Source organism: Wolbachia endosymbiont (group B) of Villa cingulata (assembly GCF_964028285.1).
GTDB lineage: Bacteria > Pseudomonadota > Alphaproteobacteria > Rickettsiales > Anaplasmataceae > Wolbachia.
The window spans coordinates 783404-800962 of sequence record NZ_OZ034766.1 but is presented as its reverse complement, the minus strand read 5'-3'; the positions used below and the strand labels follow the sequence as shown (position 1 = coordinate 800962).

The window sequence follows — 17559 nt, the reverse complement described above, 5'->3', positions numbered from 1 at the left end:
AGATTCTAAAATGAAAATCTTTACTAATTTGTAAAAAAGTCTTATAATTTCTTTAATGAAACAATATACCAGAAAATGCCTTTACATCGTGCTGTACAAGGGGGTAATTTAGATATAGTTAAATTTCTTGTTGATAGAGGTGCTGATGTTGATTCTAAAAATAAAGACGGTAGGACACCATTACATGATGCAGCATTAGAGGGTCACAATGGGGTTGTTAAGACTTTATTAGAGAGAGGTGCTAATGTAAACGCTCTAAACAACCTAAAGAATTTTCCTTTTATTTTAGCTAAGGAAAAAAGCAACCAGGGACTTATTGAAATTTTAAAAAATGAAAACGCTAGATTATGTCGTAATTATTGTAAAATTTTGGAAATGCGACCAGGAACCAACTTAAACGATGTAACATCAGCTAATAAGATGAGAAGAAGATCAGCACCCTTTTAAAGTTTTTCAATTTTGCTAATGGACAATCCAGTAAATTTAGCAATAGTATTAATATTCATTTTGTCAGCAAGCATTTCCCTAGCCACAGCTATTTTAGCTTGTTTTTCTCCCTCTTCCCTACCTTTTTGATGGCCGATTTGGATGCCTTCTTGTCTACCTTTGTGAGTAGCATCATCAAGACGTTGTTCCAAAATAGCCTTCTCTTTCTGTACACTCAATATTCTTTCCTCATATGCGATCAAATCTTTTTCATTCCAGCGAAACCTGTCTAATTCATCATATGCTAGCTTTATTATCGGAGATTCTGCTGCTATCTTTTTCAGATCTTCATCAGTTGTTTCCTCTGCGTATTTAAAAAAGAAACACCACCTCTCTGTAGTATTCTCTAACTTCTCTACTCTATTTTTTGTAAATTTAGGCAACTCAATAAAGACAAATTGCAGATCTTTTAAGTAATGACCATTGGTTTTGATATCACGTATATTATGAGTAGAAATATAGTCAACTTCTCCAGGCAGAAGGTTACAATTGGAAATAGCAATAAAGAAGACTTTCTGAAGATCAATTTGTCTTGAGTAAGCCTTAGCAGCATAAAGTTGAGCGCGTTTTTCAAAGCCCTTATCACGAGCGAGCTGCATTTCGATGACAAATCTATTACCAATAGAGTCTTTGCAAAGAACATCGACAATGCTTTGTTTGTCAGAGGCAATTTCAGGATCCATGATGGTACTAAGGAATTCAATTTCCATTATTTGATCAGAACTAGAAAAAACTAAGATATCGTTGAGGAAGTGAATGAGGATATTTTTATTCTTTTCAGAGCCAAAGATCTTTTTAAAGCTCAGGAGAGTAGACCAGGAAAACTTCCTTCCTGGCCCCTCACAGAACCTTACGTGAAACTCGCGCTTCATAAGGCTCCCACTAGTCATTGCCCTAACCCTATACTTAATTTGTAATAGTTTAGACTTAATCTGACAAGCGAATAGAGTAAGATAAAAATATAAACAAATTTTAAAGGAGTGTCAGATATGAGTACAACACAAGAAAAAATATTAAAACCAAAGTTAGGATTGCTAGAACTTGCAAAACAATTAGGGAATGTATCGCAGGCATGTAAAGTGATGGGATATTCGAGAGATACATTTTACCGATTCAAAGAACTATATGAAACAGGAGGAGAAGAGGGATTACATGAGATAAGTAAAAGTAAGCCATTATATGCAAATAGAGTATCAGAGAATATAGAAAAAGCAGTAGTTGAAATAGCAATAGAATTTCCAGCATATGGACAAGAAAGAGCAGCAAATGAACTGAAAAAGAGAGGAATTCTAATATCTGCTAGCGGGATAAGATCAATATGGCAAAGAAACGATCTTGAAAATTTTAAAAAGAGATTGAAAGCGCTGGAAGCGAAGGTAGTACAAGATGGTATAATTTTGACAGAGGAGCAAGTTACTGCTTTAGAAAAAGCTAAGGAACAAAAAGAGGCACATGGCGAAATTGAGACACAACACCCTGGATACTTAGGTAGTCAAGATACCTATTATGTAGGCAATATCAAATGTATTGGACGAATTTATCAACAAACTTTTATTGATACCTACTCTAGAGTGGCCTTCGCTAAGCTTTATACGGAGAAAACTGCCATAACAGCTGCAGATCTTCTCAATGATAGAGTTATACCATTTTTTGATGAACAGAAAGTTCCATTGCTACGCATTTTAACCGATAGAGGTACGGAGTATTGTGGCAAACCAGGGAATCATGCGTACCAGCTATATTTGGGAATAGAAAATATTGATCACTCTAGAACCAAAGCTTATTCTCCACAGACTAATGGTATATGTGAAAGGCTTCATAGAACTATGCAAGACGAATGTTACAATATTATCTTTAGGAAAAAGATTTATAGTACTTTGGAAGAGCTTCAGTTAGATGTTGATCATTGGTTGCATTCTTACAATAGAGCTAGACCTCATTCTGGTAAGTATTGCTACGGTAAGACTCCTATGCAGACCTTTTTTGACAGTATGCATATTGCTTACCAAAAAAATATTGATAACATTAAAGCAGATTCTGATATCGGTTTTGACTTCGTCGATTCTTCTGTCAGATAATTCATGCTTGTCAGATTAAGTCTAAACTATTACAAGAAAAAAAATCTGAACTTGAAAATCTAAAAGGCAGATTGCCAGAATCAGTAAGGAATGCAGTATTTTCATCGAAAGTATGTATTAAGAATATTTATCAAGGTGAATATTTATATGCTGCTAACAAATGTTTCAATTATGATACCGACAGACGAATGGCATTTACTTGGACTCCAAAGAATGAAAAAAATGATAAGTTTAGGTGGAATATTAAACCTGACGGTGACAACTTTTATATATTGAATGTTGCATTTAATGAAACTTTGTATGCTGCTAGTAACTATTTTAATTATGATAATGATAGACGAATGGTGTTTACTTGGATTTCAGGAGGAAGAGTTGCACGAGATGTGTGGAAGATTGAACCTGATGGCGATAACTGTTCTATTATGAATGTTGAGCTTAATGAATATTTATATGCTGCTGATTATGCTAAATATGACGATGATAGGCGAAGAGTATTTACTTGGATTCCAGGGGGCAAGGTTATGCAAGGTGTATGGAAGATAGAAGATTGTGGACCTACTGTAAGAAAAAGTAGAAGCCAGAGTACGGGTACTGGCGCTAGAGACAATAATGGCGTAGCTTTTAGTTTTAATCAAAGCATAATAGAGCCTCCTATTTGCAATATTTCTGTGAATAGTCATTTTGGAGAAAATGTTGATATTAATTCTAAAGATGAAAATGGTTGGACACCGCTACACTTAGCTGCATGGAAAGGTCAATTAAATGATACTAGATCACTAGTCGAGAAGGGAGCTGATATTAATGCTGAGAATATTTTTGGTAGGAAACCTATACATATTGCTGCTGAAAATAATAATAAAAACATCATAGAATTTTTTCTTAGTAAGGGAATGAGCATTGATGATGTTGATAGATATGGTCGAACACCACTATACTGTGCTTCTTGGAATGGTCACTTGGGTGTAGTAAAGTACCTTGTAGATAAGGGAGCCGACGTTTATACTCAAGACAAAGGTGGTAAAACACCTTTGAATGTTGCTATCGATCAAAAGCATGATGATGTTATAAAATATCTAAAACAAGCGCAGTTAAATGAGCAATTACTGGCTGCAGTACAAGATAGTGATTTTAATAAAGTAAAAGATCTTGTAAGTCAAGGTGCTATCTTGAATGCTCAAAATTGGAACGGTTGGACACCGTTACACTTTGCTGTTTCTAATAATCGATTAGATATGGCAAAGTGCCTTATAGATGAGGGTGCCAATATTAATGCTAAGGATAAGGATGGCAGAACACCTTTATACTGGGCCTCTTGGATTAATAAATTAGATATAGCAAAATACCTTGTAGGTAAAGGTGCTAATATTGATACTAAAGATAACAATGGTAGAACTCCTCTAGATGAGGCCAATTCTCATACAATGAGGGAAGTTTTTATGCAAGCACACTTAGATAAAGAATTATTACTTACCATAAAAAGTGAAAAGGATCTAAGGACAATTAATGACCTTATTGCTAAAGATATTGACGACAGAACGCATGGCGGGTTTTATTATACTTGGAGTGGTAACTTAGACACAGTAGAGTTTCTTGTTAGTAAAGATGTGAGTGTTAATGCGACTGATAAATATGGCTGCACATTACTACACTGGGCTGCATTGAAAGGTCATTCAGATATTGCCAAGTTTTTAGTTGATAAGGGAGCCAATGTGAATGCTAAGGATATACTTGGCAGAACTCCTATGCACTTTGCTGTTATGAATAATCACAAAGATATTCAAGATGAATATGGTAGAGGGCCTATATATAACACTGCTGAGAGTAATGATAAAGAGATTATAGAGCTTTTTCTTATGAAAGGAGCAAGTATTAATGAGGTTGATAAAAATGGTGAGACGCCACTACACTTGGCTTCTTGGGATGGTCATTTAGATGTACTGCAGCATCTTATAAATAATCGAGCTAACATTGATGCTAAAGATAATAATGGTAAAACACCGCTAGATATTGCTAGAGATAAAGGCCATAATAATATTTTAAAATATTTAGGAGAAAAGCTTAATCAAGAAAAAGGAAAATCTGCACAGCGCGAACGCCGTCATTTGCTAAGTGAATCCCTAGATTCAAGTGATCAACCTGAGATAGCAGCAAGTAGTGGGGCAAGACCATCTTCATTGATAAATATTGTTGCTAATACTATTGTAGATGCTATTAAAGGTATTTCTCGGTTTATATACTCCCCTTTAAAAGTTGAATTACCTGGGATTCCCAAAAAAGGCTCAGGTTATTATAATACAGCAAGAAATCCAAATAAACAGTACACTAGTCAATTTAGTAGTGAGGTTTGTATGAGTAATAATATTGGCTTGACGTTCTTCTTATTACAAAGTTTTCTAGATAAAAAATATCCTCTTCCTAAAATGTGTTCTATTACTCCTGAAGAAGTTCTTGCAAGCACATTGAATATTATAGGAGAGTTTGAGGAGATACTAAGAAAAACAGCTAAACAATCTGGTGTATTAGTAAAAGATGTTAACTTTTTTAAAGTATATTTAGATATAGCAGGCCATGTGAGGAACGAGAGGTACTCTCAAATGCCAAATACCTTATATTCAGCTGCAAAAGAAGCTTGTCCGAAAAATGAGAAATTTCTAAGTATTTTAAAAGGCAATATTGAAAAGATGCTAGGTAGGCAGCAAATGATTAACAGTAATAATCAGGAGCAAGGTATAGCTAATGTAGATAATAAAATACCTTTATCTTCACTTAACAGCATTGCTGTAGAACCTGCGAATAACAAGGGCTTGAAAGGAGTTACTTATGCAAGTCAAGTTGCTTAATCTCATCCAAAGAAAGGCCGGTAATTTGAGCAATAACATCAATAGAGACACCTGCTTTAAGTGAATTTTTAGCCACAGCAATTTTAGCCTGTTTTTCGCCTTCCGCTCTGCCTTTTTCCTGGCCGATTTGGATGCCTTTTTGAGTAGCATCATCGAGTTTTTGTTCTAAAATAGCCTTTTCTTTCTGTACACTTAATATTCTTTCTTCATATGCTATCAAATCTTTTTCATTCCAGCGAAATCTGTCTAATTCATCATATGCTAGCTTTATTATTGGAGCTTCTGCTGCTATCTTTTTCAGATCTTCTTCAGTTGTTTCTTCTGCGTATTTAAAAAAGAAACACCATCTCTCTGTAGTGTTCTCTAACTGCTCTACTCTATTTTTTGTAAATTTAGGCAATTCAATAAAGACAAATTGTAGATCTTTTAAGTAATGACCATTGGTTTTGATATCACGTATATTATGAGTAGAAATATAGTTAACTTCTTCAGGCAGAAGGTTACAATTGGAAATAGCAATAAAGAAGACTTTCTGAAGATCAATGTAATTACCAGATTTATCTAATTGCCTTGAGTAAGCTTTAGCGGCATAAAGTTGAGCACGTTTTTCAAAGCCTTTATCACGAGCGAGCTGCATTTCGATGACAAATCTATTACCAATGGAGTCTTTGCAAAGAACGTCAACAATGCTTTGCTTGTCAGAGGCAATTTCAGGGTCCATAATAGTGCTGAGGAATTCAATTTCTATTATTTGATCAGAAGTAGAAAAGTCCAAGATATCGTTGAGGAAGTGAATGAGGATATTTTTATTCTTTTCAGAGCCAAATATCTTTTTAAAGCTAAGGTCGTTTTTCGGATCAAGAAATTTAGAAAAAGCCATGACAAGTTAACCTAAAAAGCATTAATAATTATACACAATTCTGAAGAAATATTCAACAATTAAACGTAGTTGATTTATGTTAACCTGTATAATATTTATGACAAACATCTCGATAAGGTACCAGATAGCACAAAAAGTAAGGAGCTGGAGGTTAAAACAAAAATATACTCTGAAAAACTTAGCAGACAAGGCAGGCATAAACTATCATACACTGATAAGATACGAGCAAGGAACATGTGGCATTCCAACTGAAAAGTTAAAAATCCTAGCAGAGGCGTTATCAATTCCTGTTAGAAATCTCTTTCCAAGACGAAAAGTACTAAAAGAAAGTAGTTGTTTCGACAAAGCTAAGGTTCAGGAAATGTATAATTTCATAGAAAAAACAGGAGGACACAAAGCAATTTATGCATTAACCAAATCTGTTCGAGCTGAAGAAGAAAGTAATATAAAAGCAGCAAGAATAAGAATTGCAAAGAATCTAGTTAAGGCGGGGTTTGATACTGAGATTATCTATCGAGCAACGGGCTTATCAATTGAAGAATATGCTGATAGAGAGAGTATCGGTTGTACAAGCCAAAACGGAGGACAAGAGATGAAAAAGTGGAGGATAATAAGAGGATATACGCAAGAGGAATTAGCAAAAAAGCTTAATGTAGGGCCCTCACAGATACATCACTATGAACAAGGGAGTGTCACCATTTTCAGTGAAAGGTTGTGGGAGATAGCAAGAGAATTATCAGTGAATGCTGAAGATCTGGTAACGGAAGAAAACTGTTGTGAAGACGAAGATACAGATAGTGAAGGAGAGCTATTAAGCTGGGCGAGAGAGTTAAAAAAAATTAACACTCAAGAATCACAAGATGAACTGGATATATGGGTAGAATTTCTATTGCAAAGAAAGCAAATTTACAAAGAGAAGATTGATAAAATAGAGGGAATAAAAGTTGCAAATAATCTACTTATACTAGGTGTTTCTGCTGATGCTATTTCTTCAATAACTAGCTTGACTGTTGAGGAAATTGCGCAACTTACGCTCCCAACGGAATTAAAACTATGATAATTTATATAATATATTATGATATAGATAAAAATAGTTAATCTATTTAAGACTTCTCTGAAGTTTTGCTTGCGGCTTTTTCTTTTACCGGTTTAACCGATACATCTTGAATTTCCTCTTCCGGCTTGTTTGGTTCGGCTACTTCTTTAGATTCTGCTGCTAATTTGCGTTGTTTGATAAACTTCTTCAATGTTTTGACTGCGATAAAGTTTATACTGAAAACACATGCAGAAGTTACCGCTAATGCTGGCAAGGGAGCTAAACTGAATGTTGGTAAAATTGCCACGATTGTAGCAGATATTAGTAAAAATGCTAGTCTTTTGCTCCCGATTATCTTGTTTTTCTTGGACTTTATGGGGTTTAGGCTTTTTATTTTCCCTTTTAGCTTTTTGAAGCCTTTTTTGAATATGTTACCCTTTTTCAGCTCTTTTTCTACGGGTTTTATTTTAAAGCTTTTTATTTTTTCTTTTATTCCTTTTTTATCTTTTTTTACTTTAGAGGTCTTCTCCATCAACTTTAGAGGTTGCTCATGTAGCGGTTTTGGCTTATCGTTTGAAATTTTAACTTCTTGATTTTTAGTTACGGCTTTATGTTTTTCGGACGAAACTATGTTTTTTAAACCTTTCTTTGCTTTGTGGTATAATTTTTTTAGTTTGCTTGGCATTTTTATGTAAATTAAGATACGATATCGCAAAATTTATCGATTACTTTTTGATTATCTTCTATCATTGCATTTGCCTCCTGCTGAAGAGATTTGATATTTTTTGATGTAATATTATCCATGTCAGGTGATGCTGTTTTTAGTTGCGATTGTATGCGTATATATTTATCAGCTATAACTTGATTAAGTTGATAGTTTACTGCATCTAAACTTGAAGAAAACATCACATTCAGTAGTGGCTTGATCCATCCTATTTTTCCAAATCTCCTTGAATTAGCTATGCTTCTATCTGTTCTACCAGTACCTAGTGATAACAGTATAATCTCATCATTTGGAAACAATTTCTTACCACTTGCATATGCACAAGCCGCAGGATTATTGGCAAACACCCCGCCATCCACTAATACTCTATCTATCTGGTCAATTTTTAGATGTTTTGGTATGAAATAAGTAGGTGCAGCCGTTGCAGCTCTGAGTGCATCTTTCAGCTTAATAGTACCTTCTTTCCAGCTTTTAAAGAAAAATGGGCAATTATTCTGAATGTCGTAACTGGTAAGCAGTACATTATTTAAAGTGTTTTGTAGAGTATCATCACCAAAATATTTGTCCAATACAAATTCAATATTTTTATATGGGTATTGTGCACAGTTAAACCAAGATAATATTGATCGCCTAAAAAATGAAGACTTGAAAATATATGGTCCATACTTTTGGTAAAGCTCAACTAAATCATTGGCTGAATATTGAGGGTTTCCTTGTTTATCTTTTTTACATAATCCTGCTACAACAATTCCACCGGTTGAGGTCCCTGCCATAAGATCAAAGATTTCTGCTACCTTTTTTCTTGATCTTTTTTCTATTTCTGCTAGTATTATGGCTGGTATTATTCCTCTTATGCCTCCGCCGTCAACGGGTAAAATATATTTAGTCATTGTGAAATGAAAATTTAGATAAAGATGTTAAGATTTAATTTTCCCGCTTAAGACTTGTAATTTAAACTCATCAAGTTCCTCAGAAAGATTTTTTACCCGTTCTTCCAGACGATATACCGTAACGGTCAATCCGTTGTTCTGCTCTATAAATTTATCATGAATGTGAACCCGTAAATCCAGCTTGGCAAGCCACCAAATTGTTGCTATGGTCTGTATTACCATCGTTACTATTACTGTGATTGGAATCTTTTGATTCTGCATGTTTCTCCTAACTGTGTAATAAAAAACTTTCAACTACTTCTCGTTTCCAGTTACGAAATATTACCGATCAGACTCGTGTTTCTTTTCAGCATTATAGAGCAAGTGTATAATTTCATCGTATGGTTTATCTTTATTATGCCGCGATCTTAGTACAGCTACATCTCTTGGGTTTTTTCCATCTGTGTCTCTAATGTTAGGGTTTGCGCCTTTTTCTAACAAAAATTTAATTATCTCTAGGTTACCTTTGTATGAAGCTGCATGTAATGCTGTCCATCTTTCATATTTTTCTGTGTTTATATCAACTCCTTTTTCTATTGAAAATTTAACAATCTCCAAACATCCTGCACCAGATGCATAATGTAATGCTGTTAATTCGGGAATCTGTGTATTAATATCTAATAGATTATTTGCTGAAAATTTTACAACTTCTAAGTTACAATTTTGAGAAGCAACGCGTAATATTGTTTTATAATTATCTGTAGCTTTTGCTTTCATATAGCAATAGGTAATAACAACACATATTATCATTGTTATACACCACCAAAAATGTAGCTTATTTCTTGAGTCTCTATTCATATTCAATACTTTTTCAACATTAAACATTGGTTTTACTGATTTTCCTTTAACGTTTACTGATAGATGCTGACAATGCAGTGCGATAACCTGAACTATCTAACACATGTTCTGCTCTGTCAATTATCCATTCACCGTCTATATCTTGATGAAACCCTAACAGGCTAAGTTTTGCCTCTGCAAATAGCTCTGGATTACCAGGCATAGTGATATCCAACACTGCATTATTTCGTTTTAGTTGTTTTAATTTAGCATTTGCCGAACTTAATGCTAACTCTGCATTCGAGTAAATTGTTTGTATGATATAACTTGGACTACCAGAGCCAACTGTTTCTGATATAGTTTCACCTCTTTCATAACTATGCCATTTTGCAATCACTGAGTTGTACCTGCTCACGGTAAAGTGCGCTTTCCAATTTATCGCGTCTTTAGGTCTAATCGCTGTTGTTCCTAAAGCTTTTCCAGTTGCCGACTTTGCTTTGCCTTTTGGAATAAAGAGTATATATCCGCCAGCTAACTTTGCCATTGCCTCGCGTTCTATTGCTATTTTTGTTAGTAAACTTATATCACTTTCTTCTGTTTGGTTAATATGTGGAATCAACACATTTTCAAATTCTTCTGCAACTCTGCACCCATATCCGTGTTTTTCTGCTATTTCCTTAACCAAGTTACCTAAAGTAATTTGATGCCATTCTTTAGATACTTTCTCTTTTAATGAGAGTCTTAAATTTGTTGCATGAGCCTTTATTAGTAAGGTTTTAGGTGGACTCTGCACTGTAATTTCATTAACCGTATATATACCCATAGGTACTACTCCAGTTTCCTTGTAACCTAGAGCGATACTTAATTCATTCGGAACATCTATGTTTTCATCTCTGTAATCAACACACACTTCAACTACATCGTCTATTGTCCCAGATTCATCTGTAAGGCGCAATGAGATAACTCTATCTTTAATTGATTCACATTTATCTATTATAAAATCTGGCTGCATTTATTCCCAGACCTTTAATTTTGACTTTTGTACTGTTTTCTTAATAGTAGGAAGTTTTATCTTTAATCCAGCAGGCAAAAAGCTTCCGTATTCTGCCAAACCTAAGTTCTCTGCTAGTACTAATTCCACTACTCCATCCGTAAACCCGTAATGTTTCCAGCAAATCAGATCTAGCATTTCTCCTTCTTTAGTTAAGTAATATATAGTCATCTATAGCTTTTCAAACTCAAACTAAATTCAACTTTTCTCGGTAGTCCATTAGGTAAAAAATACATCTGCTTTTCTTCTAACTTGGTAATTACGAATTGTCCTAAAATATTACCTAAACTATCTACTAAAACATGTGGTTTTTCAGCTTCTTTCATATTCTTTAATTGGTTTAGCCCGTTAAGATTATGAAGATAAATCATTCCTTTCAAATCTATATTTTCTACACCTTGGCCGATATTTTGCAATAGTGGCATATTTTCAATACACTCAATTGTGCTCCAACGATTTTCTCTATTATACTTTAAACTTGTTGGAGCAAATTTATACGGGCCAAGAGACAACACTTTAATAAACGGGGTCTATGTTATCAAACAGAACATCACGTGATTTTTCTCTTATCCTTTTTATTACTTCATCAGCAAGGCTACGAACATCCTGAGTTGCTGCTGCTTGAATGCTTATGTTAAAATAATTATGTTGAGTTTGGTTAAAAGTTTTATTTTCATACTTGCCTTTTATGTACTCTTCTAGATTTTTCTCATCTGCTATAGATTTCTTTTCTGTGATAGTATGTGTAATCTTAACATTATTCGAGCTATTCTGGGAAATTTCTTTGAGTGCACTATTACTTAATAGAGGATTTCTGTTATTAAAAATGTTGTTTTGAGAGAGTATACTGCTGTTTTTTCCATCAACCAACGAAACAACAGTTTTTCTCTTTTCAAATTCTTTCAGTGGACTATTTTCAGAGATTTTTCCAAATATGCTACTAACTGTATTTCCTACCCATGAAAAAGCTTTCCCTATAGGTTTAATGAGTGATTTCCAAAAGCTAGAGAAAAAGTCTTTCACCTTTTGCCAGTTGGTGATAACAAGTGCTGCACCTGTGACAAGTCCAGTAATTAAAAGCCCTATAGGATTACTCATTACAGCAAGCGTTATTGCTCTTAGCCCTGTTATTACTGCAGGAAAAACTGTAGCTGATAAAAATGAAAATGTTGCAATTATTTTTGCTCTTACCCCGAGAACTGTACTTGCTAAAAAAGTAAACCCATAACCCAAGCTCACTACTAAAATTTTCAAACTTATTAAAGCTGTTATAGTTCCCATGATTGCTGTAGTTAAGGTTGGATATTTTTCTGCAAATAAGGCTATGTTCCTAGTTTTTTCTTGTAAAAATTCAGCTATAAATTTTAAAGTAGGCAGCATCACTGAGCCCAAGTTCATACCAACTTCAATTATTGCATTTTTAAGGAGTCGTAATTTATTAGCTGTGGTATCTGCACGATTTTTGAATTCTTTTTGCAGAGAGCTCCCGTACTTTTCTGTATTAGCCAATAACTTTATTGCATCCTCATACTTATTAAAACTTCCAGCTAATAATGCAATATCATCTTGATATTCCTGACCGAAAAGTTTCATAAGGATTTGAGAACGTTCCTGGTTATCCATTTTCTTTAGAGTTTGGAAAAAATATAGCAATGCTTCTTCTCCATTTTCACTTATCCTTTGTACCATTTCTTCTGTGGCTATGCCCATTTCTTCTAATGCTGCTTTAAACGCTTTTCCTTGACTTTCAGCAGTTTGAAGCTTTGAAAGTAGTGCATTGATTGCAGTTGCAGCTTTTGCTGGTTGTTTGCCTAAGCTAATGAAAGCATTTACTAAACTGCTTGTTTGTTCAAACTTTAATCCAAACTGCTTTGCAGTACCACCAACTATTGCTAGAGCTTCAACCATGTCTTTTGCTTTAGCAGCAGTGTTATCTGATAAGTGATTGATTACATTGCCAACATGCTCCATTTCACTAACATCAATTCCATAAACGTTAGAAAGTTTAGCTATGGAATCTCCTGCTTGTTCTGCAGACATATCAAATGCTGTGGACATTTTTGCCACTGTTTCTGTAAAATTAAAAAGGTCTTCTTTCTTGATACCAAGTTGACCACCGCTTGCAGCTATTTGTGCTAATTCTGCTGCTGATAGTGGTATAGTACGTGACATCTCTTTTAATTTCTGGGCAAATTTATCTACTTCCTTTGTTTCTTTGTTAAATTCAACTACTTTTGTAACATCAGCCATGGCCGATTCAAAATCAATAGCAACTTTGATTGGTGCTGCAAGTGTTAGTCCAAGACCAATAGTTTCTATAATTTGTGACTTAAAATGTGCTTTGCTTGCTAAAAAACTTTGGTGACTACGTATTGCAGATCCAAGCTTACTATACTTACCTTTTAACGTTTCAATGGACGAACTAAGTTTATATTGATCACTTACTAATGACTTAATATTTCTTCCACTTTTTCTTACTTCTTCATTGAATGAATGTAAGGCATCTCTCTTTTTCAAGTATGCTTCTTTTGCTTTTGTTGCTGATGCTTTAGCCTTATTAAACTCAGCTTTTAAAGTTTTGCTCGGTTTTTCGACTGCTTTTATCTGTTTAGCAAGGGATTTTACCTGATCCTCAAAACCTTTCCATGATCTCTTGCTAGTCAAAACATCACTACCCAACTGCTTAAATTTTGATACTGATTTAAAAGATGAATCAAGCTTTCTTATATTCTCACCAAGATGAGTAAGTCGACTACTACTTCCTTTTATTACAGTATTAAAGCTACCATCTAAAACAGCTCCGATTTTTATAGATAATGTTGACATTTAAGCTCCTTTGCTGATTTGCTCCATGAAATAAATTCACTAATCTCCATTTCAAGTAAGTGCTCAACTCCACCACCAACGATAGAGCCAAGCACTAGTACTTCTAATCTCAAGTTTTTTGGATAATCGGTGAAAAAAAATCCTTTAATACCTCTTGCACTTTTACATAATCAGCAATATCTAACTCTTCAATTGCTTCTTTTGCAACTGATGTCAAATTGGCAGTCAAAGTTACTTCCTTACTCAGATCACTACCATTAAGGCGTTCTATTGCTAGATAATCCCTTACTTTTGGACGTCTAACGGTAAGTTCTGAGACAGAAATTCCATCAGCTGTTATTGGGTTGTTTAGTGTTATAGTTTGCATAAAATTCTCCTATAAAAAATAAAATCTTGTAAAACGTTTTTGATCAACATCTAAAAAATAGAATTCTAAAAATCCTCATATTCCAAGTACCGTCTGAAGTAGTACCATCTGATCAACACCATTAATCTTGCGAATCATATTCTCAGCATCGATTTCTATCAGCTCATTGCCACCTATCGTAAGTTTATAATAATGGGCAGCTACAGTGCATTTGAGAGTGGCTTTTTCAGCAGGTTTCCAGCTACCAAAATCAAACTCTTTAAATATTCCCCTAAGGTTGATAATAACTCCTTCAATATCATTACTTCCACTGCCTTGTAATCCGCCCCTTAGCGTCAAAGAAACCGCATTTCCATCTATCAAGCCAAATAGTCTAAATAGCTCTGTATCGTATTCAGCAAAAGTGAAATCTGCTTCAAGCTTTTCCATGCCCATGTCAATATTTATTGGAATATCCATACCACCAGCACGGTACTCTTCTGTTTTTATGGTAAGCTTTGGTAGCGTAATTTCATCTATTTTTCCTGCATAACCACGACCATCTACAAATACGTTAAAATTTCTCAGTATTTTGGGTAACACTTCGCTTTCTCCTAACTTATTACACTATTATTTACAAGATGGGATCTGAATATTATTTGCTCAGCTGGATATGGCGGTGTAAACTCAAAATCAAAAGACACTTTTCCGCTTGCAATATTTGCCGGTGTATTGAGTTCGGGAGTTGCATAACATTTTCCACTGATAATTGCTCCTTGCGCTTTTAAACTTGCAAGGTAAGAATTCACCCCCTCAATCACATCATCTATATAAGTTTTTGTGATATTGCGATCAACTGCCCAGAGATGAGCTCGAAGTAAACTATCGTTAATTAAATCTGCAGTGCGCCTTACTGATAGAAAAGCCCATTTCGAATCGTTTGAACATGTTCTATTTCCCCAAAGCCTATAGCCATTTTGATGAATTATCGTTGTTACTTCATTTTCATTTAAATGGTTTGCTCTACAATTTGTATTACCGAGCGTAAAATCAATAGGCCTGCTTGTTCCAACAATACCATTTATCTCTTTATTTGAAGGTGAGTGCCAAAATCCTTGTTCGCTATCTACTTTTGCTATTAAACCAGCTAAAAATGGGCTTGCTGGCAAGGTTCCTTCTTTTCCTTCAATAAATACCTTAACCCAAGGGTCAACTACGTAAACTCTTGAGCTGCCTACACTTTTTCTCCATTTTATTGCTTCTTCATCATTAGTATTTGGTCCATCTGCAACAATAATTGCTCTTAATTTTTCTGCTATGGAAATTAAAGCACTCACTACTGGATTTACTCCATCTATTTCAGGTAACTGATGAGTAAACTGAGGTGCAATTAATATTCTTGGAGCAACATGAACTATACTTTCACTACTGAGGAATGCCTCTATCCCTTGATACTCTCCAGTCTCTTTATCAACTCCACCGATTATACTTTGAATAGTTTCACTTTCTTTGAGCTTTGGATCGCTGTTTTCACTTTCTTTAACTCGAATAACTACTACTGTTGCACCGATTTGGGAAAATATTCCATTTACTGCAGAAGGTAAACTGCCACTCTTTCCGAGCTTTGCTGCTTCCTTTAAGCTTCCTGCAACTAACACTGGTTTATTCAGTGGAAATTTTTGCTCATCAGCTTCAGGTGCAGTACCAATTACACCTATCACTGATGATTTAGCTGTACGTACTGTCTTTGCTCCTGAGGTTACCTCAATAACATTTACGCCATGTAAAAATTCTTCAGCCATTTCTTTGTATTTTTTTCCTGAAATCATCTAGCAAAGTCTGTAGCTCATTTTCACTTTTGGCTTCTTCAATCTTTCTTTTGGCTAAATCTTCAAGCTCTTCACATTTAATTATTGCTTTTACTGCTTTTTTCACTTTTTCCTCAATTATTCTTGCCATTTCAATAACCGTAATACCACGGACTTTTGCTAAAGGTTCTATAATTTCTTTATCCTTTTCATCTATAGATTCTGGTGCTGCTAGAATGCTTTTTGCGGCTTCCGCTTGAATCTCATAAGATTTAGCTTTTTGGTGAGAATGACCTGCATATTGGTGAGTATGATTATCATAATAGAAACGCATACTATCAAATGCACAAAGCTTCGCATTATCCAGTAACTCCTTTTGTATATCTTCTTTAGTACGCTGAGCAATTTTTCCTCCTTCTGTTAAACAATAGCTTTTTTGCCAATCAAAATCTTCTGGTGCTTCATACCAATCATTTTCAGTTGGCTTGCTTTCAAGTGTTGTTGTTTCTACTTGTTTATCATTTTGACCTTACCCAGAAAAAGTAGACAGAAAGTTAAGACGTTTTTGAAGTAAAATAAAACGTTTTTTCAAAGAGGTGTGGTATGACAAAAAGAAAAGAATATACAGCAGAATTCAAAATTGAAGCTATAAGACTAGTAAAAGAAACAGGTCAATCATCAGCAAAAATAGCAAGAGATTTGGGTATTAGCGGTGATTCATTAAGCAGATGGGTAAAAACATACAATGATAGAATGTCTGGAGTAGATGCGTTTCCAGGAAAAGGGAAAGTAGCTCATTGTGACAAAGAAAAGTTTGATTTAAAGAAAGAGCTGGCAAGAGTAACGAGGGAAAGAGACATTTTAAAAAAAGCCCTGGGATATTTTGCAAACCAAAAAGAGTAAAATATTCTTTTATAAAAGAACATAAAAAATGCTATAAAATACGGGAATCATGCAGATTTTTGAACGTATCTGCTTGTGGTTATTATAAATGGATTACTAAGGAAAAAAACAACAAAAAATCAATAAGAGAAGAGCTCATACAAGATATTCAGAAGGTATATCGAGCATCACAATGCAGATACGGAGCTCCTAAAATTCACGCTGAATTAAAGGCTTTAGGTAAAAATTATAACATCAAAACAGTGCAAAATGTTATGCAGAAAAATGGCATTCAAGCTAAGCTTAGACGAAAGTTTAAAAGTAAAAAACCACAAATAGACAATAGAGTTATAACTCCTAACATATTAAATCAGAATTTTATCGCTGATCAACCTAACAAGATATGGGTAACTGATATTACGTACATAAAAACTAATGAAGGATGGTTATATTTGGCAGCAATAATAGATTTATATTCACGCATGGTGATTGGCTGGTCAATGAGTAATGCAGTAAATAGGCAATTAGTTATAGATGCGTTATTCATGGCTATTGGTAGGCGCAAATCTGCTAAAAATCTACTATTTCATAGCGATCAAGGATCGCAATACACCTCTAAAAATTATCAATTTTTACTAAGTACAAAAAATATTACTTCTAGTATGAGTCACAAAGGTTGTTGTTATGATAATGCTGTTTCAGAGAGCTTTTTTAGTTCACTTAAGAGAGAGTTACTCATTGATACTTCACAACACTCTGCACAACAAGCTAAAACCGCAATATTTGAATATATAGAAATTTTTTATAATAAACAGCGTAGACATTCTACTATTAACTATTGCATTCCTGAGCTTTTTGATTCATCATTCTCATAGCAAAAACGTCTTAACTTTCTG

Annotated in this window: 19 protein-coding genes and 1 pseudogene; 6 read left to right on the top strand and 14 right to left on the bottom strand. The window is 34.4% G+C overall.

Going from position 1 to position 17559, the window contains the following annotated elements; all coding sequences use genetic code 11:
• Positions 1–75 precede the first annotated feature (75 nt).
• Positions 76–447 carry an ankyrin repeat domain-containing protein gene (locus tag ABWU52_RS04195; protein ID WP_353276290.1) on the top strand — a complete coding sequence of 124 codons (372 nt, stop codon included), beginning with the start codon at positions 76–78 and terminating at the stop codon, positions 445–447.
• Here ABWU52_RS04195 and ABWU52_RS04190 read toward each other — a convergent pair.
• On the bottom strand, positions 444–1358 hold the full coding sequence (locus tag ABWU52_RS04190) for an Rpn family recombination-promoting nuclease/putative transposase (protein WP_353276288.1): 915 nt from the start codon (positions 1356–1358) through the stop codon (positions 444–446). The genes ABWU52_RS04195 and ABWU52_RS04190 overlap by 4 nt on opposite strands.
• A 117-nt stretch (positions 1359–1475) precedes the next feature.
• Here ABWU52_RS04190 and ABWU52_RS04185 point away from each other — a divergent pair, with 117 nt between their 5' ends.
• Together ABWU52_RS04185 and ABWU52_RS04180 are read left to right on the top strand one after the other, a co-directional pair.
• The gene (locus ABWU52_RS04185; RefSeq protein WP_353276176.1) at positions 1476–2564 is read left to right on the top strand and encodes an IS481 family transposase; all 1089 of its coding nucleotides are present in this window, start codon (positions 1476–1478) and stop codon (positions 2562–2564) included.
• A gap of 71 nt (positions 2565–2635) precedes the next feature.
• On the top strand, positions 2636–5404 hold the full coding sequence (locus tag ABWU52_RS04180) for an ankyrin repeat domain-containing protein (RefSeq protein WP_353276286.1): 2769 nt from the start codon (positions 2636–2638) through the stop codon (positions 5402–5404).
• On the opposite strand, the gene ABWU52_RS04175 is transcribed toward ABWU52_RS04180, so the two are convergent.
• Positions 5379–6284 (bottom strand): Rpn family recombination-promoting nuclease/putative transposase, encoded by a 906-nt coding sequence (locus ABWU52_RS04175; RefSeq protein WP_353276284.1) that lies wholly within the window; start codon positions 6282–6284, stop codon positions 5379–5381. The genes ABWU52_RS04180 and ABWU52_RS04175 overlap by 26 nt on opposite strands.
• 97 nt (positions 6285–6381) lie before the next feature.
• On the opposite strand from ABWU52_RS04175, the gene ABWU52_RS04170 reads away from it, so the two are divergent.
• Positions 6382–7341 (top strand): helix-turn-helix domain-containing protein, encoded by a 960-nt coding sequence (locus tag ABWU52_RS04170; protein WP_353276282.1) that lies wholly within the window; start codon positions 6382–6384, stop codon positions 7339–7341.
• 46 nt (positions 7342–7387) lie between these two features.
• Here ABWU52_RS04170 and ABWU52_RS04165 read toward each other — a convergent pair whose 3' ends face one another.
• The 12 genes and pseudogenes from ABWU52_RS04165 to ABWU52_RS04110 all read right to left on the bottom strand — a co-directional run.
• Positions 7388–8005: a hypothetical protein gene (locus tag ABWU52_RS04165; protein WP_353276280.1), complete on the bottom strand. Its 618-nt coding sequence runs from the start codon at positions 8003–8005 to the stop codon at positions 7388–7390.
• Between the two features lie 11 nt (positions 8006–8016).
• Positions 8017–8934 carry a patatin-like phospholipase family protein gene (locus ABWU52_RS04160; protein WP_353276278.1) on the bottom strand — a complete coding sequence of 306 codons (918 nt, stop codon included), beginning with the start codon at positions 8932–8934 and terminating at the stop codon, positions 8017–8019.
• Positions 8935–8961: 27 nt separating this feature from the next.
• Positions 8962–9195, bottom strand: a complete 234-nt coding sequence (locus ABWU52_RS04155; RefSeq protein WP_065095424.1) for a hypothetical protein — start codon at positions 9193–9195, stop codon at positions 8962–8964.
• A gap of 60 nt (positions 9196–9255) precedes the next feature.
• Positions 9256–9798, bottom strand: coding sequence for an ankyrin repeat domain-containing protein (locus tag ABWU52_RS04150; protein WP_353276276.1), 543 nt, complete (start codon positions 9796–9798; stop codon positions 9256–9258).
• Between the two features lie 19 nt (positions 9799–9817).
• On the bottom strand, positions 9818–10762 hold the full coding sequence (locus ABWU52_RS04145) for a phage tail protein (RefSeq protein ID WP_341814231.1): 945 nt from the start codon (positions 10760–10762) through the stop codon (positions 9818–9820).
• Positions 10763–10972, bottom strand: coding sequence for a tail protein X (locus ABWU52_RS04140; RefSeq protein WP_341814232.1), 210 nt, complete (start codon positions 10970–10972; stop codon positions 10763–10765).
• Positions 10969–11316 (bottom strand): phage tail protein, encoded by a 348-nt coding sequence (locus ABWU52_RS04135; protein WP_353276274.1) that lies wholly within the window; start codon positions 11314–11316, stop codon positions 10969–10971. The genes ABWU52_RS04140 and ABWU52_RS04135 overlap by 4 nt, the downstream gene beginning before the upstream one ends.
• Position 11317: 1 nt before the next feature.
• A complete protein-coding gene (locus ABWU52_RS04130) occupies positions 11318–13627 on the bottom strand; it encodes a phage tail tape measure protein (protein ID WP_353276272.1) in 2310 nt (769 codons plus the stop codon).
• A gap of 109 nt (positions 13628–13736) precedes the next feature.
• Positions 13737–13994 (bottom strand): phage tail assembly protein, encoded by a 258-nt coding sequence (locus ABWU52_RS04125; protein ID WP_353276270.1) that lies wholly within the window; start codon positions 13992–13994, stop codon positions 13737–13739.
• Positions 13995–14069: 75 nt separating this feature from the next.
• The gene (locus tag ABWU52_RS04120) at positions 14070–14576 is read right to left on the bottom strand and encodes a phage major tail tube protein (RefSeq protein ID WP_353276268.1); all 507 of its coding nucleotides are present in this window, start codon (positions 14574–14576) and stop codon (positions 14070–14072) included.
• A gap of 11 nt (positions 14577–14587) precedes the next feature.
• A complete protein-coding gene (locus ABWU52_RS04115) occupies positions 14588–15775 on the bottom strand; it encodes a phage tail sheath subtilisin-like domain-containing protein (RefSeq protein WP_353277719.1) in 1188 nt (395 codons plus the stop codon).
• Positions 15768–16307 (bottom strand): annotated as a pseudogene (locus ABWU52_RS04110) (hypothetical protein); the annotation flags it as partial. The pseudogene ABWU52_RS04110 and the gene ABWU52_RS04115, both read right to left, overlap by 8 nt.
• Positions 16308–16384: 77 nt before the next feature.
• On the opposite strand from ABWU52_RS04110, the gene ABWU52_RS04105 reads away from it, so the two are divergent.
• Positions 16385–16684: a transposase gene (locus tag ABWU52_RS04105; RefSeq protein WP_064085359.1), complete on the top strand. Its 300-nt coding sequence runs from the start codon at positions 16385–16387 to the stop codon at positions 16682–16684.
• Entirely contained in the window at positions 16660–17538 is an 879-nt protein-coding gene (locus ABWU52_RS04100; protein WP_353277659.1) for an IS3 family transposase, read from the top strand. Before ABWU52_RS04105 ends, ABWU52_RS04100 begins: the two co-directional genes overlap by 25 nt.
• Positions 17539–17559: the final 21 nt, after the last annotated feature.